We start from the raw sequence: 20,073 nt of genomic DNA, 5'->3' as shown, positions 1-20,073 counted from the left end.
CTAGTTCCAACCGAGCGCGGTGATCGTCATGTCGATCAGCTTGATGACCGGAAACGGCAGCACGATGCCGCCGAGCCCATAGACGAGGAGATTGCGCCGCAACAACGAAGCTGCCCCGAGCGCACGATACTTCACGCCCTTCAATGCGAGCGGAATCAGGAACACGATGATGAGCGCGTTGAAGATCACCGCCGAAAGAATCGCGGACGACGGCGACGCGAGATGCATCACGTCGAGCACGCGCAATTGCGGATACGTGGTGGCAAAAGCGGCAGGAATGATCGCGAAGTACTTGGCGACGTCGTTGGCGATGGAAAACGTCGTCAGCGAGCCGCGCGTCATCAGCATCTGCTTGCCGATCTCCACGATCTCGATCAGCTTCGTCGGGTTCGAATCCAGATCGACCATGTTGCCCGCTTCCTTCGCCGCTTGCGTGCCGGTGTTCATTGCCACCGCGACGTCGGCCTGCGCGAGCGCGGGCGCGTCGTTGGTGCCGTCGCCGGTCATCGCCACGAGCCGCCCTTCGGCCTGATGCGCGCGAATCGTCGAGAGCTTCGCTTCGGGCTTCGCTTCGGCGAGAAAGTCATCCACGCCCGCTTCCGCCGCGATGGCCGCCGCCGTCAGCCGGTTGTCGCCGGTGACCATCACGGTCTTGATGCCCATCTTGCGCAGTTCCGCAAAGCGTTCCTTGATGCCGCCCTTCACGATGTCCTTCAGTTCGATCACGCCGAGCGCGCGCGCCTTGCCCGCGACGTATTCCGCGACGACGAGCGGCGTGCTGCCGCGCCGCGCGATCTCGTCGACGCCATGCTGCACTTCCTGCGGAAAGCGCCCGCCGCGTTCTTCGACGTACTTTCTCACCGCTTCGGCCGCGCCCTTGCGAATCTCGCGGTCCGGCACATCGACGCCGCTCATGCGCGTCTGCGCGCTGAACGCGATGAACGTTGCGCCGAGCGTCGCCATATCGCGTTCACGGATGTCGAAGCGCTGCTTCGCCAGCACGACGATGCTGCGGCCTTCCGGTGTTTCATCGGCGAGCGACGCGAGTTGCGCGGCGTCGGCGAGATCGCGCTCGCTGACACCGGGCGCCGGCGCGAACGACGACGCCTGCCGGTTGCCGAGCGTGATGGTGCCGGTCTTGTCGAGCAGCAGCACGTCGACGTCGCCGGCCGCTTCCACCGCGCGGCCGGAAGTCGCGATCACGTTCGCCTGCATCATGCGGCTCATGCCCGCGACGCCGATGGCCGACAACAGTCCGCCGATGGTCGTCGGAATCAGGCAGACGAGCAGCGCGACGAGCGCGGTGATCGTGACGACATGCCCGGTTTTCGCGGCTTCGACCGAGAACATCGAGAACGGCAGCAAGGTCGCGGTGGCGAAGAGCAGCACGAGCGTCAGCGCGACGAGCAGAATGGTGAGCGCGACTTCGTTCGGCGTCTTCTGCCGCTTCGCGCCTTCGACCATCGCGATCATGCGGTCGAGAAACGCCTCGCCGGGGTCGGCGCTCACGCGCACGACGATCCAGTCCGACAGCACGCGCGTGCCGCCCGTCACCGACGAGAAATCGCCGCCCGACTCGCGGATGACGGGCGCGGATTCGCCCGTGATCGCGGATTCATCGACGGACGCGACGCCGTCGATCACTTCGCCATCGGCGGGCACGGCGTCGCCGGCTTCGATCAGCACGACATCGCCCTTGCGCAGATCGCTCGACGCGACCATGCGAATGGGCGACTTCGGATGCGGCTCGTTCAGCTTCTTCGCCATCACGTTATGCTTGGCGCTGCGCAACGACGCGGCCTGCGCCTTCGAGCGCCCTTCGGCGAGCGCCTCGGCGAAGTTCGCGAAGAGCACGGTGAACCACAGCCACAGCGCAACGGCGAGGATGAAGCCCGCGGGCGCTTCCGCCTGGCCCAAGAGCGCGGCGATCCAGAGCACCGTCGTCAAGATGCTGCCGACGTACACGCAGAACATCACGGGATTGCGCAGTTGCGTGCGCGGCGCGAGCTTCGCGAAGGAATCGGCGATGGCGGGTTTCAAAAGCGCCGGATCGAACATCGAACGCGCCGCCGTGCGCGCTTGCCCGAGGTTCTCCGGGCGATGCAGCGGCGCTTGATTCAGTTGAGTCATCTGTTCCTCGAAATCAGTGAGCGGCGATCATCGTCAGATGCTCGACGACAGGCCCGAGCGCGAGCGCCGGCACATACGTGAGCGCGCCGACGAGCAAGAGTGTGCCGAGCAGCAGCACCACGAAAAGCGGTCCGTGCGTCGGCAAGGTGCCGGCGGTGACGGCGAGGCGCTTTTTCGCCGCGAGCGATCCCGCAATCGCCAGCACGGGCACGATGGAGCCGAAGCGGCCGAGCCACATCGCGATGCCGAGCAGCACGTTGTAGAACGGCGTGTTCACCGAAAGGCCCGCGAACGCGCTGCCGTTGTTGTTCGCCGCCGAGCTGAACGCGTACAGCACTTCCGAGAAACCGTGCGCGCCCGGATTGGCGATGCCCGCCGTGCCCGATGCCGTCAGCACCGCCACCGACGTTCCCGCGAGCACCAGAAGCGGCGTGAGCAGGATCGCGATGGACACCATCTTCATCTCGAACGATTCGATCTTCTTGCCGGCGTACTCGGGCGTGCGGCCGATCATCAGCCCCGCGACGAACACCGCGAGCAGCGCGAAGACGAGCATGCCGTACAAGCCGGAGCCGACGCCGCCGAAGATCACTTCGCCGAGCTGGATCAGGAGCATCGGAACGAGGCCGCCCAAGGGCGTCAGCGAGTCGTGCATCGTGTCGACCGCGCCGCAGGACGCAGCGGTCGTCGCCACCGTGAAGATGCCCGACTGCGCGATGCCGAAGCGCGTCTCCTTGCCCTCCATGTTGCCGCCCGCTTGCAGCGCGCTCGCGTGGGTATCGACGTGAAGCGACGCGAAGAGCGGATTGCCCGCCTGCTCCGCCGATATCTCGCCGACGCACGCTGCCGCGAACGCGATGGTCATTGCCGCGAGCACGGCGTAGCCCTGCCGCTTATCGCCGATCATGCGGCCGAACACGACGCACAGCGCGGCGGGAATGAGCAGCATCGCGATCATCTGCATGAAGTTGGAGAGCGGCGTCGGGTTCTCGAACGGATGCGCCGAGTTCGCGTTGAAGAAGCCGCCGCCGTTCGTGCCGAGCATCTTGATCGCTTCCTGCGACGCCACCGGGCCCATCGGCAGCGACTGCTTGTCGGCTTTCATGTCGCGCATGACAGGATTGCCGTGGGCATCTTTCACCGCGTTGCCTTGCGCGTCTGTCTGCGGTGACTGATAGCTCGTGACTTGCAGCGTCGACACCTCCTGATACGGCCTGAAGTTCTGAATCACGCCCTGGCTCACGAAGACGAGCGCGAACACCACGGCGAGCGGCGCGAGCACGTAGAGCGTCGTGCGCGTGAGATCGACCCAGAAGTTGCCGATGGTCTGCGCGCTATGCCGCTTGAAGCCGCGAATCAGCGCGACGACGACCGCGATGCCGGTCGCCGCCGACAGAAAGTTCTGCACCGTGAGGCCGAGCATTTGCGCGAGATAGCCCAGCGTGCTTTCTCCGCCATAGTCCTGCCAGTTCGTATTGGTGACGAAGCTCACCGCTGTGTTGAACGCGGCATCCGGCGTCATCGCGGTCATGCCTTGCGGATTGGCCGGCAAGACCTGTTGCAGGCGCAAGAGCGCGTAGAGCGCGAGCGCGCCGAGCGCATTGAAGAGCAGCACCGCGAGCGCGTAATGCTTCCACGACATTTCGGCATCGGCATCGACGCCTGCGATGCGATACAACGCGGCTTCGAGGCGCTTCGTCTTGCGCACGACAGCCGACGAGCCGTCGAGCACGTCGGCGATGTATCGCCCGAGCGGAACGGCGAGCGCGATCAGTACGACGATGAACAGCGCCGTCTGCGTGAACGTGTTGGCGTTCATTCGAGATCCTCCGCGCGCAGCAGCGCGTACACGAGGTAGGCGAAAAGCAGCAGCGTCGATGCAGCCGCGAGCCAGATCATCCATGCGGTCATGCGCTCGCTCCCGGCAGACGGCGGCGCAAACGCTCGCAGCCCACGGTCAGCGCCGCGCACAGCGCCCAGAACAGGGCGATGCCGGCGACGTAAAGCAGGTCCATTGTTCGGTTCTCCTCTTGTGCATTGGACGCCTGCAAGAGTAGAAGGACCGGGATAAAGGGCGTGGCAAGAGATCGCGCGGCGGCGTAAAAATCGCGTAAACGAGCGCGCGGCGGTACGCAAGCGTCGTGGCGTTATCATTCCGGCTTCGATCGACACTCAAGAAGCCGCAGGCCATCGCCGTCACATGAAAATCGCCACCTGGAACGTCAACTCACTCAAGGTCCGTCTTCAGCACGTCACCGACTGGCTGCAACTCTCGCAAGTGGATGTGCTATGCCTTCAGGAACTGAAGCTGCCCGACGAGAAATTCCCCCGCGCCGAATTGGAAGCCGCCGGATACAAAAGCTGGTTCGCGGGACAGAAGACGTATAACGGCGTCGGCATTCTGGTGCGCGACGGCATCGACGTGCACGACGCCACCGTCGTGCGCAATATTCCCGGCTTCGAGGACTTGCAGCAGCGCGTGATTGCCGCGACGGTGAACGGCGTGCGCATGGTGTCGGCGTATTTCCCGAACGGGCAGGCGCCCGGTTCCGAGAAATTCGCGTACAAGATGCGTTGGCTGGATGCGCTGCGCGAATGGCTGCGCGAAGAGATGATGCAGTATCCGAAGCTCGCGCTGCTCGGCGATTACAACATCGCGCCGGAAGACCGCGACGTGCACGACCCGAAAGCGTGGGAAGGTCAGAACCTCGTTTCGCCGGAAGAACGCGCGCATTTCATGCAGCTCGTCGGCCTGGGACTCACCGACGCCTTCCGCAAGTTCGAGCAGCCCGAGAAGCTCTTTACGTGGTGGGATTACCGCATGATGGCGTTCCGGCGCAACGCGGGCCTGCGCATCGACCACATTTTGTTGTCGTCGGAGTTGTCGGCGCTGTGCACGTCATGCGAAATCGACAAGGTGCCGCGAAAGTGGGATCAGCCGTCCGACCACGCGCCTGTCGTCGCGACGGTCGGCTGCTGATCCGTGCCATGCGGTCACGCGTCGAGATGCAATTCCTGAATCTTGCGCGTGATCGTATTGCGGCCGATGCCGAGACGCTCCGCCGCCTCGACCTTGCGCCCGCGCGTGAAGTCGAGCGCCTCGCGGATCACGGCGGCTTCGAAGCGGCGCGCGAGTTCGTCCATGACATCGGCGGAATTTTCGCGCAACAGCCGCGCGACTTCCGTGCGCAAGCCGTTTTCCCATACGCTCGCCGGCACGCCCGCTGGCGGGGCCGAAGCGGGCGCCGAGGCAGGCACGGCTGACCCGTTCTGAGCGACCGCGCCATCGGTCGATACGGCGATGCTCTCAGGCGTCACGTCCTGCCGCGGCGTGAGATCGGGCGGCAGGTCCTTCTGCTCGATCACTTGCGCGGGCGCCATCACGGTGAGCCAGTTGCACAGGTTTTCGAGCTGGCGCACGTTGCCGGGAAACGGCAGCGACGCGAGATAAGCGAGCGCGCTGTCGGACACGCGCTTGGGCTCGACGCCCAGATCGCGCGCGCTCTTCTGCAGGAAGTGCCGCGTGAGCAGCGGAATGTCTTCGCTGCGTTCGCGCAGCGCCGGTAGACGCAGCCGGATCACGTTGAGGCGATGGTACAAGTCCTCGCGAAACAGGCCCTGCCGCACGCGCGATTCCAGATTCTGGTGCGTGGCGGCGATCACGCGCACGTTCGCGCGCAGCGGATTGTGGCCGCCGACCCGATAGAACTGCCCATCGGACAGCACGCGCAAGAGCCGCGTTTGCAGATCGAACGGCATGTCGCCGATTTCGTCGAGAAAGAGCGTGCCGTTCTCCGCCTGTTCGAAGCGGCCCTGCCGCATGGCCTGCGCGCCCGTGAACGCGCCACGCTCGTGACCGAATAGTTCGGACTCCAACAGATCCTTCGGGATCGCCGCCGTATTGAGCGCGATGAACGGCCCGTTGGCCCGCGGGCTATGTCGGTGCAACGCGCGCGCGACAAGCTCCTTTCCGGTGCCTGATTCGCCTGTGATGAGCACGGTCGCCGCCGAATGCGACAGGCGGCCGATCGCGCGGAACATGTCCTGCATCGCAGGCGCTTGTCCCAGCATCTCGGGCGTCTCGGTCACGCGCTCATCGTACGCGGCCTCGCCGCGCATGCTTTCGTCGACGGCGCGGCGAATCAGTTCCACTGCCTTGTCGATATCGAAGGGCTTGGCGAGATATTCGAATGCGCCGCCCTGAAACGCGGCGACCGCGCTATCCAGATCGGAAAACGCCGTCATGATGATGACGGGCAGTCCAGGCAGCCTGTCGCGCACCGTTTGCAGCAGTTCGAGCCCGGAGCCGCCGGGCATGCGGATATCGGATACCAGCACTTGCGGGCTTTCGGTTTCGAGCGCGGCAAGCGCGTCGCGCACGCCCGAAAAACTGCGCGTCGTGAAGTTCTCTCGTGCGAGCGCTTTTTCGAGCACCCAACGGATGGATTGGTCGTCGTCTACTATCCAGATCGGCTTCATATCGTTCGGCGAGAAGTCTTCGTGTGGTTCGGTGTATGCCCGTCGAAACGGTCAGGCTTCGTGGCTTCGCGCGAGAATCGCGGCCCGCAGTCTGGTGAATGTCGATGTTGGTTGATTCGCGTGTCAGTTCCCTGTGTCAGTTCCCGAAAGGCAGCAGGATGGCGAACTCCGTGCAGCCCGGCTTGCTCTCCACTTCGATCAACCCGTCATGCTGCTGCACGAACGACTGCGCGAGCGTGAGGCCGAGACCGCTTCCGTCTTCCCTGCCCGACACGAGCGGAAAGAAGATGCGGTCGCGGATATCGCCGGGAATGCCGGGACCGTTGTCAGTGATATGCAAGTCCAGTGCCAGTTTGTGCAGGCGCTTGCCGATAGTCACCTTGCGCGCGATGCGCGTGCGCAGCTCGATCTTCGCGTCGCCTTGCGAGATGCGCTCCTTGAGCGCCTCCGCCGCGTTGCGCACGATGTTGAGCAGCGCCTGAATCAGTTGCTCCTTGTCGCCGCGCAGGTCGGGCACGCTCACGTCGTAGTCGCGTTCGATGGTGAGGCCGCGCGGGAACTCCGCGAGGATCACCGCGCGCACGCGCTCGCAGACTTCGTGAATGTTGACGTCGCCGACGATATGCGGATGCCGGTGCGGCTCCAGCAAGCGATCGACGAGCGTTTGCAGGCGGTCCGATTCCTTGATGATGACCTGCGTGTATTCGCGCAACTCGTCGCGTTCGCGCCCGCCAAGCTCGAACTCCAGCAGTTGCGCCGCGCCGCGAATGCCGCCGAGCGGATTCTTGATCTCGTGTGCGAGATTGCGGATCAGTTGCTTGTTGACCGCCGTCAGATCGTGGATGCGCTCTTCGCGATCCGTGCGCAGATGGCGCTCGTTCTCGAAGAGTTCGAGCAGCACGTAATCGGGCGCGGCTTCGAGATATGCGACGATCGCATGCACGTGAAGCGGCTCGCGCCCCGCGCGTTCGAGCGCCGCGTCGAGCCGCGTCGCGTTGAAGCGGTTCTCCGCGATGGAAGCGATAGTCGTCGCCAGTTCGTCGGCGTTCGCGAAGAGTTCGGGCCAATGCGTCTGCATCAGTTGCTTGCGCGACATCTCGAGCATCGACTCCGCCGACGGGTTCGCGTACGCGATCCTGAGATTGCGCTTGTCGAGCACGAGCACGACAGTCGGCAACGCTTCGAGGCCGGGCAGCAGGCCGGTCGCGGCGAGTTGCGTGTCGTCGGAGAGCGCATCGGCGTGACCCTTTCGCGCCTTGATCAGATTCTTGAGCACCATCGTGCAATGATTGAGGTCGTTCGTGCTACCGATCTTCTTCTCGTTGCGTGACAACCGCGAGCGATTAAAAAAGGGACGGCGCGCCGTCCCTTTTCCGTCGTTCTTCATGACATGCGGCGAGCGCGCTTCATCGAATCGAAATCAACGAAACGCGCTGCCTTCATGCGTTACAGCGAGTAGTACATCTCGAACTCGATCGGGTGCACCGCCTGACGATAACGCTGCAGCTCGTTCGTCTTCAGTTCGATGTATGCGTCGAGCATCGAATCCGTGAACACGCCGCCGCGCGTCAGGAACTCGCGGTCGCCGTCCAGCGCGTCGAGCGCCTGATCCAGGCCCGCGCAAACGGTCGGGATCTTCGCGTCTTCTTCCGGCGGCAGGTCGTACAGATTCTTGTCCGCGGCTTCGCCCGGATGAATCTTGTTCTGCACGCCGTCGAGACCCGCCATCATCAGCGCGGAGAAGCACAGGTACGGATTCGCGAGCGGATCCGGGAAGCGCGTTTCGATACGGCGGCCCTTCGGGTTGCTCACGTGCGGAATGCGGATCGACGCCGAACGGTTGCGAGCCGAGTAAGCCAGCTTCACGGGCGCTTCGAAGTGCGGCACGAGACGCTTGTACGAGTTCGTACCCGGGTTCGTGATCGCGTTCAGCGCGCGCGCATGCTTGATGATGCCGCCGATGTAGAACAGCGCGAATTCCGACAGGCCCGCATAGCCGTTGCCCGCGAACAGGTTCTGGCCGTCCTTCCAGATGGACTGGTGAACGTGCATGCCCGAGCCGTTATCGCCGACGATCGGCTTCGGCATGAACGTCGCCGTCTTGCCGTACGTGTGCGCGACGTTGTGGATGATGTACTTCATCTGCTGCAGCCAGTCCGCGCGCTGAACCAGCGTCGAGAACTTGGTGCCGATTTCGTTCTGGCCCTGGCCCGCCACTTCGTGGTGGTGCACTTCGACCGGAATGCCGATTTGTTCGAGCAGCAGACACATTTCCGAGCGGATGTCCTGGAACGTGTCGACAGGCGCTACCGGGAAGTAGCCGCCCTTGGTGCCCGGACGGTGGCCGGTGTTGCCGCCTTCGAATTCCTTCGCCGACGACCACGGCGCTTCTTCCGAGCCGATCTTCACGAATGTGCCCGACTGGTCCGTGTTCCACTGCACCGAGTCGAAAATGAAGAATTCCGGCTCCGGACCGAAGAACGCGGTGTCACCCAGGCCCGAGCTCTTCAGATAGGCTTCGGCGCGCTTCGCGAGCGAGCGCGGATCGCGCTCGTAGCCCTTGCCGTCGGCCGGCTCGACCACGTCGCAGGTCAGAACCAGCGTGGATTCTTCGTAGAACGGGTCGATGAACGCGGTGTCCGCATCCGGCACGAGCAGCATGTCCGACGCTTCGATACCCTTCCAGCCGGCGATGGACGAACCGTCGAAAGCGTGGCCGCTTTCAAATTTGTCTTCGTCGAATGCCGAGACCGGCACGGAAACGTGTTGTTCTTTGCCGCGCGTGTCGGTGAAGCGAAAATCGACAAACTTGACGTCCTCGTCCTTGACGAGTTGCATGACGTCGGCCACGGATTTACTCATTACCTATCTCCTGATTAACAAAAGTCGGCGAATCGCTCCGCCGCCTCGACCAATTCTGCACTGCCGTTTCAATCGAGGGTGGAAAAAGCAGCTTCTATGCCATGCGCGTCATGCGCAGGCTAAATGACTGATGCAACGGCGTTTTTGGAGCAGGCGCCAGACGTGTCCGATTGTGCGACGTCGCCCGAGCCCCGCCGATAGCACCATCAAGGTGCATCCATCCTAGCACGGCCATCCAGGCGCACCTTCGCTGTGCTCGTCCCGATTCACGCACCGAAATAGCGCTCGAGATGTTCCGAGTTGCGCGCGTAGCCGCCAAGCTAGAATCAATTCTTTAAGCGAACGGAGACACCTCGCCATGAGTACGCTCGACCAACTGTACGGCAAAGCCGCGAGCCGGGCCGCCGAGAACAACCTCACCTACGCAGGCGCGCTCCTGCCCGCCGAAGCCTTCGAGTTCCTCCAACTGGAACCGCGCGCTCGCCTCGTCGACGTGCGCACCCGCGCCGAACTCGACTGGGTGGGCCGGCCCGCGATCAACGGCGAGCAGTACGCGCACATCGAATGGATTCGCTATCCCGGTTCGGTGCCAAACGCTGAGTTTATCGAACAATTAAGACAAATCGCCACTCCGGACACGCCGCTCGTGTTCTTATGCCGCAGCGCCGCGCGCTCGAAGCTCGCCGCCGTCGCCGCGCAGAATCAGGGGTTCACGAAAGCCTACGACCTGCTGGAAGGCTTCGAAGGCGACAAGGACGGACAAGGGCACCGCAAGACGGTGTCGGGATGGTGCTTCCGCGGATTGCCTTGGATCGGGGCGTGAGGCGGCGCGTCGGGCGCTAGCGGTCGAGCAATGCCCGCGCGCGGGCGACGGCGGCTTCGTCGACGGGCGCGAGCCCTTTGCCGCCGATCCGCACGCCCGAGCCGAAATGCACCGCCCGCACGCCTGTCGCAGCGACGAAAGGCGCGACCGCGTCCACGGTCAGCCCGGCGCCTGCCAGCACGGTGCAATGCGTGCCTTGCGAACGTTCGACGAGCGATCTGATCTGCGTTTCCGCTTGCAGTACCGACGGTTGGCCGCCCGACGTCAGCACGTTCGTGATGGCGTCGAAGCGAAGCAGCGTGTCGAAGGCGGCGGATAAATCGCGCGCCTCGTCGATCGCGCGGTGGAACGTGAGCGGCAAGCCATCGGCGGCGGCGATTACGCGCGAGAGCGCATCGGTATCGACCTCGCCGTTCTCGCGCAGCATGCCCACGACGATCGCATTCGCGCGGCTCTTCGCGATGGCGCGGACGTCGCGCAGCATGACGGCCAGATCGTCGTCATCGTAGACGAACGAGCGGCTATGCGGACGCACGATCACGTTCACCGGAATGCCGACCGCGTCCACGACCGCTTCGATCAGACCGATACTCGGCGTCAGCCCGCCCTCGCCCATCGCGGTGATCAGTTCGATGCGGTTCGCCCCGCTGCGCTCGGCGGCGCGCGCGTCCGCGACCGTCGTCGCGATGACTTCGAGCAGAATCAACGCGCGTCCTCCGGCGGCACTTCGACGACCTCGCCGCCCAGCGCCGCCACGCCTTCGCGCAGCGCCTCGAACGCGGCGTTCGCGCGCTCGGGATCGCCCTTCACGCCCAGATCGATGTGCGGCCGCGCATAGAGCGCGCCGCGCGCCGCATCGCCGACGCTCGGCAGGCTAAACGCCCGCACGCCGGCGAAATCGCGCTCGATGGCGACCATCAGCGGCGTGATGCGCGATTCCGGCAGCCCGAAGACGAGCAGCGAACGCTCGACATACGGCGTCGCGTGGTGCAGATGCGCGTATTTCGTGTCGAGCACCCATTCGATCATCGGCCACGCCATGACCGGAAAGCCCGGCACGAAGTGATGATCGCCGACAGAGAAGCCCGGAATCTTGTTGTAGCTGTTCGGAATGATCTCGGCGCCTTGCGGGAACATGCCCATGTTCAGCCGATGCAGGTTCTCGGGCGAATCGAGATCCGCAGGCTGGTCGCCCGCCATGTCGCGGATGCGCGCGCGGATCAGCTCCGCCGCTTCCGGCTGCAACGCGAGCGGCACGCCGAGCGCCTTGGCCGCGCACTGGCGCGTGTGATCGTCGGGCGTCGCGCCGATGCCGCCCGTCGAAAACACGATGTCGCCCGACGCGAACGTGCGCGCGAGCGTCGCGGTAATGCGCGCGGGATCGTCGCCGACGTATTCCGCCCAGTCGAGCGACAGCCCGCGCGCGCCCAACAGTTCGATGACTTTCGGCAGATGCTTGTCCGTGCGCCGCCCGGACAGGATTTCGTCGCCGATGATGATGACGCCAATGCCCATGAGTGCCTCTTCTTCCTGTTGACCGCCGTTCAGGACTGCGCCGTGATGGCCGGATAACGCGGCTCGTTCGCCCGCAGCCGCGCGAGCGCGTGCAGGCAGTAGTGCGCGAACCACAGCGCCGAAAACACGAGAATGAACGCATACGCCCAGATCGTCACCGCGGCCACGACCGGAAACAGCGGCAGGAGCCAGACCGACCACGCCCACAGCAGCGTCGGAACGGAGCTCAACAATCCGCTCACGATGCCGATGGCGAGCAGCGGCCAGCGCGATTCGCGCACGATCGCGCGCCGTTCGTCGGGGCTCGCGTGCATGGCGAGCGCGTCGTAGGTCATCACGCGATACGTGAGCCAGCCCCACAGGAGCGGCGGAATCAGCGCGAAGAAAGGCGGGATCAACCAGAGCGGCAAGGTCACGACGAGCGCCACGAGGCACACGAGGGTCGTCAGCACCGAATGCCCGAGGCTGCCGTACCACGAGCCGCCGCGCCGCGCTTCGAGCGCCGCATAGTGGCCCTTCGGAGGGCGCGTGAGCAGCTTGACGACGCCCGGCATCGAAAGCGTGGCGATCAGCAGGAGCACCGTCACGACGATCAGCGGAATCGTCACAATGACGACGAGGAACGGCGCAATGACCGCATGCAGCGACGAAAAGCCGACGGCATCGAACAGGCGGTACATCGCGGAGGTCAGCGCCCAGCCGTCGAGCCAGCCGTTCGCCGCGCCGGTGAGCGTCTGCCAGAAAAACCACAGGATCGCGCCCCAGACGGCGGTGGCGACCGCGAACGGCATCAGCGTGAGCCAGAGCATGCGCGGATGGAAGACGTTCGCCAGCGCGCGCACGAACGAACGCAGCAGATCATTCATGCGTCGTGATGAGTCGTTTGAAGAGTGAAGCGACAGGATAAACCAGCGCGGGTTCGGCGCGCTGGCAACCACTTGAAAGCGATTGAAAGCTCAGAGGGCAGCCGGCCGCTTGCCGGAATCCGCCGCGCGCCGTGCCGCAAGACGCGCGCCGATGCGCTTGAAGGCGAGCCAATGCTGCTCGAAGAAGCCGTCGCCGTAATTGACGGGCGCCAAGCCCGGCGCGCCCAGCTGATCGCGGATGCCGGTCGGCTCGACGGTGCGGTCGAACGACGCCGAGCGGAACAGGATGTCCCAGAACGAAAACAGCACGCCGAAGTTGCAGCCGTACGCCGTGCCTTCGTGACCATAGCCGATCGCGTGATGACGGCGATGGAACGCGGGACTCACGATCAGCCGGTCGCCCAGCCAACCGAAATGCAGGCGGATGTTCGCGTGCTGCACGCTCTGCATCAGGTTCGTGATGGCGACGAGCACGACGAACTGCGACGGCTCCACGCCGATCACGAGCGCGACAGCGGCGAAGAAGCTCGCTTGCAGGACATCGTCGAGCAGGTGGTTGCGGTCGTCGGACCACAGGGACATCTTCTGCTGGCTGTGATGCACGGCGTGCAGTTCCCACCAGATGCCGAACCGATGCTCCAGCCTGTGATACCAGTAACCAGCGAGGTCCAGCAGAAGCAGATAGATGGCGAACGTGACGAGCGGCTGCGTGGTCACGCCAGGCCACAGATTGTCGATTTCGAGCGTCGGCACGCTGTGAATGCGCAGCCAGCTTTGCACGGAATCGAAAATAGGCTGGAACGTGAAGAAGAAGAACAGATTGAGGATGCCGAGCTTCACGATCCACGTGTAGAGCACGTCCACGCGCACGCCCTTGCGGTCCTGCCATTGCTCGGCGGGGCGCAAGGCTTCCAGCGGGCGCAGGATCGCGTACATCGCGATCACTTCCAGCACGCCGACGATCACCCAGTACAGCGCGTCGTACGTGTCTTCGTCGTAGTCCATCATGCCGATCTTGAAGAGCAGCGGCTGCACGACGTCCACGTACAACGTGGTCTGCACGGAAGAAACGAAGCTGTCGAGGACCGAGAGAATGACGTGAAACATGGTGCTCCGTGGAAGTCGGCCGGCCTTGGGAAATGACGCCCAGCGGCCCGTGACTCAATCGTAGTACAGGGCGCCCGCGAGCGCCCTTCTGTCACCGTTCGCCGCCGCGTTCAGGCGCCGTTGGGCGCCGTGACCGGCGCGCGGTCGAGGAAAAAGATGCCGTGCGGCGAACGTCCCACCGCGATGGTCTGGATAAGCTTGCGGTTTGCAAGGTCGATCACGCCGACATGCTTCGCGAAGCGGAACGTCACCCAGAGATACTTTTTATCGGCGGAAAGTTCCATGTCGTCCGGTCCGGGCAAGAGACCGGTGATATCGCCGACGTTCGTGAGCGTGTCTTCGTCGATGATGCTGATGGTGTTCGCCACGCGGTTCGACACGAGCACATGCTTGCCATCCACCATCGAGCGGAAGTTGTGTGCGCCTTTGCCGGTCGTGATGGTCTTCACGACCTTCTGGTTGCGCCAGTCGACGACGGCCACATAGTCCGCGCCCGTCATGCCGACGAGGAGGAACTTGTCGCCGGGCGTCAACCAGACGCCGGCCGGCACCTTGCCGACCTTCATCTTCCACTTGACCGTCTGCGTCGGCAGGTCGATGGCCGCGATCTCGCCCGACACCTGGAGCGAAATGAACGCGGTCGTGCTGTCGTTCGAAAACGCGATGTGGCTCGGCATGGTCGCGAGCGGCAGCCGCTTGGCGAGGCTCAGGTTCTTGCCGTCGTAATGGTAGATATCGAGCCGGTCGAGGCGCAGGCCAGTGGACACGAACCATTTGCGGTCCGGCGAGAAACCGATCTGATACGGGTCCTCGATGTCCTGCACCCAGCGTTGCACCGCGCCCGTTTTCGGGTCGACGAACATCAGGTTGTTCGACACCGAATTCGCGACGATCAGCGACGAATTGTCGGGCGTCGGCATCAGGTGATGCGGCTCTTTGCCGGTCGGCACGGTGCCGATGACCTGATGCGTGTTTTCGTCGATCAGGCTCAGCGTGGCTTCTGCCGAATTGAGCACGATGACGTTATTGGCGAAGGCCGCGGTCGCGGCAAACGCTGCGACGGCCGGAACCGCGAAGCGCGCGGCGCTGGCGACGGCCGCGCGGAGGCGGCCGGAGAAGAATGTGGAGCGCATGAATGTACACGTCGGAAAGCAGGCGTCATTGTAGAACGTTTGCATGCTCCAACGCGTTGACGATGCGGCTCTTTTTGCGCAATTCGGTGCGCGTGCGCAAGAAATGCCGCCTGTTGGCGCAGCTTTCCGCCACGTTCGCGCAAGAACGCGGACGCGTCACCGCTGCATCGATTCCCAGACCTTGTGAAGACGTTTCACCGATATCGGCATCGGCGTACGCAATTCCTGCGCGAAGAGCGACACGCGCAGTTCTTCCAGCAGCCACCGATACTCCGCGAGCCGCGCATCCGCGACGCCGCCGCGCTGCGACAAGGTCCGCTGATACTGCTGCACGAGCGGCAGCAATTCCGCCATCAGGCGCGCGTCGCGGGCGGCGTCGGCCTTCAGCTTGTCGATGCGCAGTGCGATGCCCTTCAGATAGCGCGGGAAGTGCGCCAGCTGCGCGTACGGCGTATCGATCACGAAGCGTTTGCCGATCAGCCCGCTCAACTGCGCCTGCATGTCGGCGTACGCGGTGGCGAAGGGCTTCGCCTGCGCGAGCTTCTTCGTCAGTGCGGCGTATTCCGCGAGAATCGTCCCGGCGAGGCGCGCGATTTCGTTCGCCAGCAACGTGAGGCGCCCCTTCGCGGCGTCGCGGCGGGCGTGAAAGCTGGCGTCGTCGTCGGGCAGCGGGTCTTGCAGGCACGCGCGGTCGAGCGCCGTCTCGACGATCTGGTCGCGCAACTCGTCGGCGGTGCCGAGCGCCATGTACTGCATCGACATTTCGCGCATGCCCGGCAGGTTTTTCTCCAGATAGCGGATCGGCTCGCGCAATTGCAGCGCGAAAAGCCGCCGCAAGCCCGCGCGATGAATGCGCGCCGCTTCCTCCGGCGAATCGAACACTTCCACGTCGCAGTGCGTGATGCGATCCACCAGCGCCGGATACCCGAAAAGCGTCTGCCCGCGCCGGCGGATTTCGAGCAACTCGGGCAGCTTGCCGAAGTTCCACGTCGTCAGGTTTTCGTAGAGCGCGGTGCTTTCGGCGGGCGCGGCCTGCGCGGCCGGTACGTTCGAATCGCCCCCATCGCCGCCATCGCCCGAAAGCGCGTCGAGCGCGACGCTCGCCGCTTCCGCCGTGAGCTTCTGAAAGTACTGCTGCGCCTGTCCGCCGAGTTCCCCGCGCAGTTGCGCGAGATTGCGGCCCATCGCGAGTTGCCGGCCGTGCTCGTCGATCACCTTGAAGTTCATGAACAGATGCGCCGGCAGCGTTTCGAGCTTGAAATCCGCGCTTTTCACGGCGATTTGCGTCTGTTCGCGGATATCCGCGATAAGCGCGTCGATGAGCGCGCCCGCGCCGAACTTCGGCCCAGCGTGACGCTCGGCGAAGGCGGCCGCGTATTCCGGCAACGGCACGACGTGCCGGCGCAGTTTCTGCGGCAGCGACTTCAGGAGCAGTTGCGTCTTCTCCTTGATCATGCCCGGCACGAGCCATTCGACGCGGCGCGCGTCGATCTGATTCAGCCCGTAGAGCGGCACCGTGAGCGTCACGCCGTCGCGCGGCGCGCCCGGCTCGAAGTGATACGACAGCGTCATCTCGATGCCCGACATCGTCATGCGCTTCGGGAACAGATCGGTCGTGACGCCGGCGGCTTCATGGCGCATGAGGTCGTCGCGCGACAGGAAAAGCAGTTGCTGCCTGCCCTCTTTCTTCTGTTCGTCGCGATACCACCGCTCGAACGCCGCGCCCGTCCAGATGCCTTCGGGCACGAGCGAATCGTAGAACGCGTAGATCAGTTCGTCGTCGACCAGCACGTCCTGGCGGCGCGACTTGTGCTCCAGTTGCTCGATATCCGCGACCAGCTTGCGGTTATGCGCGAAAAACGGCAGACGCGTGTCGAACTCGCCTTCGACGAGCGCGCCGCGAATGAAAAGCTCCCGCGCGTATTTCGGGTCTTGCTTGCCGAAGCTCACGCGCCGCCGCGCGTAGACCGTGAGGCCGTAGAGCGTCGCGCGTTCGAACGCGACGACCTGCGCCGCCTTCTTCTCCCAATGCGCGTCCGAAAGCGACTTCTTCAGCAAATGCGCGCCGACCGTTTCGAGCCATTCCGGTTCGATTTTCGCGATGGTCCGCGCATACAGCCGGCTCGTCTCGACGAGCTCGCCCGCCATCACCCAGCGCCCCGCTTTTTTCAGCAGCGCCGAGCCCGGCCACAAATGGAACTTGATGCCGCGCGCGCCGAGATAATGCGGCTCGTCGTCGGCCTTCACGCCGATGTTGCCGAGCAAGCCGGTCAGCAGCGACAGATGCACCTGCTCGAAGGTCGCATCCGATTCGTTCAGGCGCCAGCCGTGCTCGCGCACGACGGTCAGCAATTGCGAATGCACGTCGCGCCATTCGCGCAAGCGCACATGCGACAGGAAGTTCGCGCGGCACGCGTCGGCGAGCTGCTTGTTCGACTTCTTGTGCGCGACGGCTTCTTCGAACCACTTCCAGATGCGCGTCCATTGCAGGAATTCGGAACGCTCGTCGACGAACTGGCGATGCTTCTCGTCGGCCTGCTCCTGCGCTTCGATCGGCCGGTCGCGCGGGTCCTGCACCGAGAGCGCGGAGGCGATCACGAGCACTTCGGTGAGCGCGTGATGATCGCGCGCGGCGAGGATCATGCGGCCGACGCGCGGATCGAGCGGCAGGCGCGCAAGCTCGCGGCCGAGACTCGTCAAGGCGTTGTCGTCATCGACCGCGCCGAGTTCGTTCAGCAATTGATAGCCGTCCGCGATCGCGCGGCCCGGCGGCGGCTCGATGAACGGGAACGTCTCGATTTCCGTCAGATGCAGCGACTTCATGCGCAGAATCACCGACGCGAGAGACGAGCGCAGAATCTCCGGATCGGTGAAGCGCGGGCGCGACTGCAAGTCGGCTTCGTCGTAAAGCCGGATGCACACGCCGTCCGCCACGCGCCCGCAACGGCCCGCGCGCTGGTTCGCGGCGGCCTGCGACACCGGCTCGATCTGCAACTGCTCGACCTTGTTGCGGTACGAATAGCGTTTGACGCGCGCGGTGCCCGTATCGACGACATAGCGGATGCCCGGCACCGTCAGCGACGTCTCCGCGACGTTCGTGGCCAGCACGATGCGCCGCGCGTTCGACGGCCTGAACACGCGCTCCTGCTCCTGCGCCGACAGCCGCGCGAAGAGCGGCAGAATCTCCGTATGCGGCGGATGATGCTTGCGCAGCGCCTCGGCGGCGTCGCGAATCTCGCGCTCGCCGGGCAGAAACACGAGCACGTCGCCGGGGCCTTCGCGGCAGAGTTCGTCGACGGCATCGACGATGCCTTCCATCAGGTCGCGGTCGGTCTTGCGGTCGCTGCGCTTTTGCGGCGTGCCCTGCGCGTTCTTGATCGCCTCGCTTTCCTCTTCGATCGGGCGATAGCGGATTTCCACCGGATACAGCCGCCCGCTCACTTCGATCACCGGCGCGGGCTTTTCCTCGCTGCCGAAGTGGCGCGCGAACCGCGCGGCGTCGATGGTCGCGGACGTAACGATCAGCTTCAGATCCGGGCGCTTCGGCAGGATTTCCTTCAGATAGCCGAGCAGAAAGTCGATGTTGAGGCTGCGCTCGTGCGCCTCGTCGATGATGATGGTGTCGTAAGCCTTGAGGAGCGGATCGGTCTGCGTTTCGGCGAGCAGAATGCCGTCGGTCATCAGCTTGACGGACGCGCCGGGCGCGAGATTGTCCGTGAAGCGCACCTTGTAGCCGACGACTTCGCCGAACGGCGTGCCGAGTTCCTCCGCGATGCGCCGCCCTGTCGCCGAGGCCGCGATCCGGCGCGGCTGCGTGTGACCGATCAAGCCCGCGCCGCCCGCGCCGAGACCGCGTCCGAGCGCGAGGCAGATTTTCGGCAGTTGCGTGGTCTTGCCGGAGCCGGTTTCGCCGCTGACGATGACGACCTGATTCGACTCGATCGCACGCGCGATCTCTTCGCGGCGGCCCGAGACGGGCAGCGCCTCGGGGAAGGTGATCGGCGGGATGGGGTTCGGCGTGACGGTGCGCGGTTTGTCGCGCTTGCGGTCGGGGCGGGCTTCGGCGTGGGCCGGCGTTGTGTCCTGCGTTGCGATGCGGTCAGCGCGTTCGGCGGCGGCCGCGTGCGTGTGCTCGTCGGCTTTCGCGCGGCGGGCCTCGCGATGCGATTCGCCGTCGTCGGCACGGGGCGCGTCGTTCGTTTCGCCGACCGACGATGCCGCCTCGCGTTCTTGCGACCGAGCGCGCGCCGATTCGCGCTGTTTCGATTGCGCCGGCTTTTGCGCGCCGGGAACACCGGCCGATTGATCCGCGCGATGCCGCTCCGCCGCGCTCGCACCGCGCCGGTCGGGCTGCTCGACGTTCGTGCCGTTTCTTGCGCTGTGGCCAACGTCCGACTGGTCCGCATGATGCGGCTGCGACGGGCTCCTTTCGCGCTGATTCGATTGTGCCGATCCCGCGCCGCGCACAGCAGGCGATTGCGTTTGGCGACTCGGCTTCGCCGCCTCTGCGCCGCGTTGATTCAATTGTGCCGGGTTCGCGGCGCGTTCCGCGTTCGAGACAGCCGCTGGTTGCGCCGCGCGATTGGGCTTCGTCGCGCCGGCACCGTGTTGGGTAGATTGTTCAGGCTTGACGGCACCTTCCGCGCCGAATACACCGCTCGATTGAATCGCCCGGTCCGACCTCGACGCATCCGCGCCGCGTTGGCCCGGCTGTGCCGCATTTGCGCTGTGCTCCGCGCTTCGGCCAGTTCGCGATTGCGTTGCGCGATCCGGCTTCGGTGCAACTGCGCCGCGTTGATCAGATTGAACCCGCTTCGCACCATCGTCCGTGCTTCGGGCAACGGGCGACGATGTCCCGCGATCAGACTTCCCCGATGCCGGTTCACGTTGGCTCGCCTGTGCGGGCCGTGCGGCGCTTTCCGCGCTCGACACATCAGCGCGATGCGTTTTCGCAGCACCCGATCCGCGCTCGCCCGCGCTTCGCCCTTGCGAACCCGCATCGCGCGAAGGCGATGGCTGCGTCTGCCTCGCTTCGCCTGCCGGCGCCTGCGCCCCCGCAAAGCGCCGCGCCGCCAGCTCCTTCTTGCTGAGCTCGGCCGATTCGCCCGGCGCGTCGTCCGGCCGGGCATCGCGCAACAGGTTCTCGCGCAGTTTCTTC

The 20,073-nt window shown here is 64.8% G+C and carries 15 protein-coding genes; 2 read left to right on the top strand and 13 right to left on the bottom strand.

Annotation, left to right across the window (positions count from 1 at the left end):
• From kdpB to LDZ26_RS04520, 4 genes are read right to left on the bottom strand one after another with little or no spacing between them, the layout of a single operon-like run.
• Positions 1–2,130, bottom strand: a complete 2,130-nt coding sequence (gene kdpB, locus LDZ26_RS04535) for a potassium-transporting ATPase subunit KdpB (protein WP_305038313.1) — start codon at positions 2,128–2,130, stop codon at positions 1–3.
• Between the two features lie 13 nt (positions 2,131–2,143).
• Positions 2,144–3,949, bottom strand: a complete 1,806-nt coding sequence (gene kdpA, locus LDZ26_RS04530) for a potassium-transporting ATPase subunit KdpA (protein ID WP_244848350.1) — start codon at positions 3,947–3,949, stop codon at positions 2,144–2,146.
• Positions 3,946–4,041 carry a K(+)-transporting ATPase subunit F gene (gene kdpF, locus LDZ26_RS04525; protein WP_244848349.1) on the bottom strand — a complete coding sequence of 32 codons (96 nt, stop codon included), beginning with the start codon at positions 4,039–4,041 and terminating at the stop codon, positions 3,946–3,948. Before kdpF ends, kdpA begins: the two co-directional genes overlap by 4 nt.
• Positions 4,038–4,145, bottom strand: a complete 108-nt coding sequence (locus tag LDZ26_RS04520) for a potassium ABC transporter ATPase (protein WP_244848348.1) — start codon at positions 4,143–4,145, stop codon at positions 4,038–4,040. Before LDZ26_RS04520 ends, kdpF begins: the two co-directional genes overlap by 4 nt.
• A gap of 185 nt (positions 4,146–4,330) precedes the next feature.
• On the opposite strand from LDZ26_RS04520, the gene xth reads away from it, so the two are divergent.
• On the top strand, positions 4,331–5,110 hold the full coding sequence (gene xth, locus LDZ26_RS04515; RefSeq protein WP_244848347.1) for an exodeoxyribonuclease III: 780 nt from the start codon (positions 4,331–4,333) through the stop codon (positions 5,108–5,110).
• Positions 5,111–5,124: 14 nt separating this feature from the next.
• On the opposite strand, the gene ntrC is transcribed toward xth, so the two are convergent.
• The 3 genes from ntrC to glnA form a co-directional block, all read right to left on the bottom strand.
• Entirely contained in the window at positions 5,125–6,609 is a 1,485-nt protein-coding gene (gene ntrC / locus LDZ26_RS04510; RefSeq protein ID WP_244848346.1) for a nitrogen regulation protein NR(I), read from the bottom strand.
• Positions 6,610–6,745: 136 nt separating this feature from the next.
• The gene (gene glnL / locus LDZ26_RS04505; protein ID WP_244848950.1) at positions 6,746–7,888 is read right to left on the bottom strand and encodes a nitrogen regulation protein NR(II); all 1,143 of its coding nucleotides are present in this window, start codon (positions 7,886–7,888) and stop codon (positions 6,746–6,748) included.
• Positions 7,889–8,055: 167 nt separating this feature from the next.
• A complete protein-coding gene (gene glnA, locus LDZ26_RS04500; protein WP_175939973.1) occupies positions 8,056–9,471 on the bottom strand; it encodes a type I glutamate--ammonia ligase in 1,416 nt (471 codons plus the stop codon).
• Positions 9,472–9,829: 358 nt separating this feature from the next.
• Here glnA and LDZ26_RS04495 point away from each other — a divergent pair, with 358 nt between their 5' ends.
• A complete protein-coding gene (locus LDZ26_RS04495) occupies positions 9,830–10,294 on the top strand; it encodes a rhodanese-like domain-containing protein (protein WP_244848345.1) in 465 nt (154 codons plus the stop codon).
• 16 nt (positions 10,295–10,310) lie between these two features.
• Here LDZ26_RS04495 and LDZ26_RS04490 read toward each other — a convergent pair whose 3' ends face one another.
• From LDZ26_RS04490 to hrpA, 6 genes are all read right to left on the bottom strand, one after another.
• A complete protein-coding gene (locus LDZ26_RS04490) occupies positions 10,311–11,000 on the bottom strand; it encodes a copper homeostasis protein CutC (protein ID WP_244848344.1) in 690 nt (229 codons plus the stop codon).
• The gene (locus LDZ26_RS04485; protein ID WP_244848343.1) at positions 10,997–11,809 is read right to left on the bottom strand and encodes a molybdopterin-binding protein; all 813 of its coding nucleotides are present in this window, start codon (positions 11,807–11,809) and stop codon (positions 10,997–10,999) included. The genes LDZ26_RS04490 and LDZ26_RS04485 overlap by 4 nt, the downstream gene beginning before the upstream one ends.
• A 29-nt stretch (positions 11,810–11,838) precedes the next feature.
• Positions 11,839–12,675 carry an EI24 domain-containing protein gene (locus LDZ26_RS04480; RefSeq protein WP_244848342.1) on the bottom strand — a complete coding sequence of 279 codons (837 nt, stop codon included), beginning with the start codon at positions 12,673–12,675 and terminating at the stop codon, positions 11,839–11,841.
• A gap of 90 nt (positions 12,676–12,765) precedes the next feature.
• On the bottom strand, positions 12,766–13,782 hold the full coding sequence (locus LDZ26_RS04475) for a sterol desaturase family protein (RefSeq protein WP_244848341.1): 1,017 nt from the start codon (positions 13,780–13,782) through the stop codon (positions 12,766–12,768).
• Between the two features lie 110 nt (positions 13,783–13,892).
• A complete protein-coding gene (locus tag LDZ26_RS04470) occupies positions 13,893–14,915 on the bottom strand; it encodes a beta-propeller fold lactonase family protein (protein ID WP_244848942.1) in 1,023 nt (340 codons plus the stop codon).
• A 156-nt stretch (positions 14,916–15,071) separates the two neighbouring features.
• A complete protein-coding gene (gene hrpA / locus LDZ26_RS04465; RefSeq protein ID WP_244848340.1) occupies positions 15,072–19,439 on the bottom strand; it encodes an ATP-dependent RNA helicase HrpA in 4,368 nt (1,455 codons plus the stop codon).
• Between the last annotated feature and the right edge of the window lie 634 nt (positions 19,440–20,073).

The organism is Caballeronia sp. SL2Y3, assembly GCF_022879575.1.
In the GTDB taxonomy this organism is placed as follows: Bacteria; Pseudomonadota; Gammaproteobacteria; order Burkholderiales; family Burkholderiaceae; genus Caballeronia.
The sequence above is the reverse complement of the archived record's forward strand: the minus strand, read 5'-3'. Positions and strand labels throughout refer to the sequence as shown.

Bases quoted from the DNA above. Each gene is read 5' to 3' on its own strand.
- kdpB (WP_305038313.1), bottom strand. From the start codon at position 2,130: ATGACTCAACTGAATCAAGCGCCGCTGCATCGCCCGGAGAACCTCGGG.
- kdpA (WP_244848350.1), bottom strand. From the start codon at position 3,949: ATGAACGCCAACACGTTCACGCAGACGGCGCTGTTCATCGTCGTACTG.
- kdpF (WP_244848349.1), bottom strand. From the start codon at position 4,041: ATGACCGCATGGATGATCTGGCTCGCGGCTGCATCGACGCTGCTGCTT.
- LDZ26_RS04520 (WP_244848348.1), bottom strand. From the start codon at position 4,145: ATGGACCTGCTTTACGTCGCCGGCATCGCCCTGTTCTGGGCGCTGTGC.
- xth (WP_244848347.1), top strand. From the start codon at position 4,331: ATGAAAATCGCCACCTGGAACGTCAACTCACTCAAGGTCCGTCTTCAG.
- ntrC (WP_244848346.1), bottom strand. From the start codon at position 6,609: ATGAAGCCGATCTGGATAGTAGACGACGACCAATCCATCCGTTGGGTG.
- glnL (WP_244848950.1), bottom strand. From the start codon at position 7,888: ATGGTGCTCAAGAATCTGATCAAGGCGCGAAAGGGTCACGCCGATGCG.
- glnA (WP_175939973.1), bottom strand. From the start codon at position 9,471: ATGAGTAAATCCGTGGCCGACGTCATGCAACTCGTCAAGGACGAGGAC.
- LDZ26_RS04495 (WP_244848345.1), top strand. From the start codon at position 9,830: ATGAGTACGCTCGACCAACTGTACGGCAAAGCCGCGAGCCGGGCCGCC.
- LDZ26_RS04485 (WP_244848343.1), bottom strand. From the start codon at position 11,809: ATGGGCATTGGCGTCATCATCATCGGCGACGAAATCCTGTCCGGGCGG.
- LDZ26_RS04480 (WP_244848342.1), bottom strand. From the start codon at position 12,675: ATGAATGATCTGCTGCGTTCGTTCGTGCGCGCGCTGGCGAACGTCTTC.
- LDZ26_RS04475 (WP_244848341.1), bottom strand. From the start codon at position 13,782: ATGTTTCACGTCATTCTCTCGGTCCTCGACAGCTTCGTTTCTTCCGTG.
- LDZ26_RS04470 (WP_244848942.1), bottom strand. From the start codon at position 14,915: ATGCGCTCCACATTCTTCTCCGGCCGCCTCCGCGCGGCCGTCGCCAGC.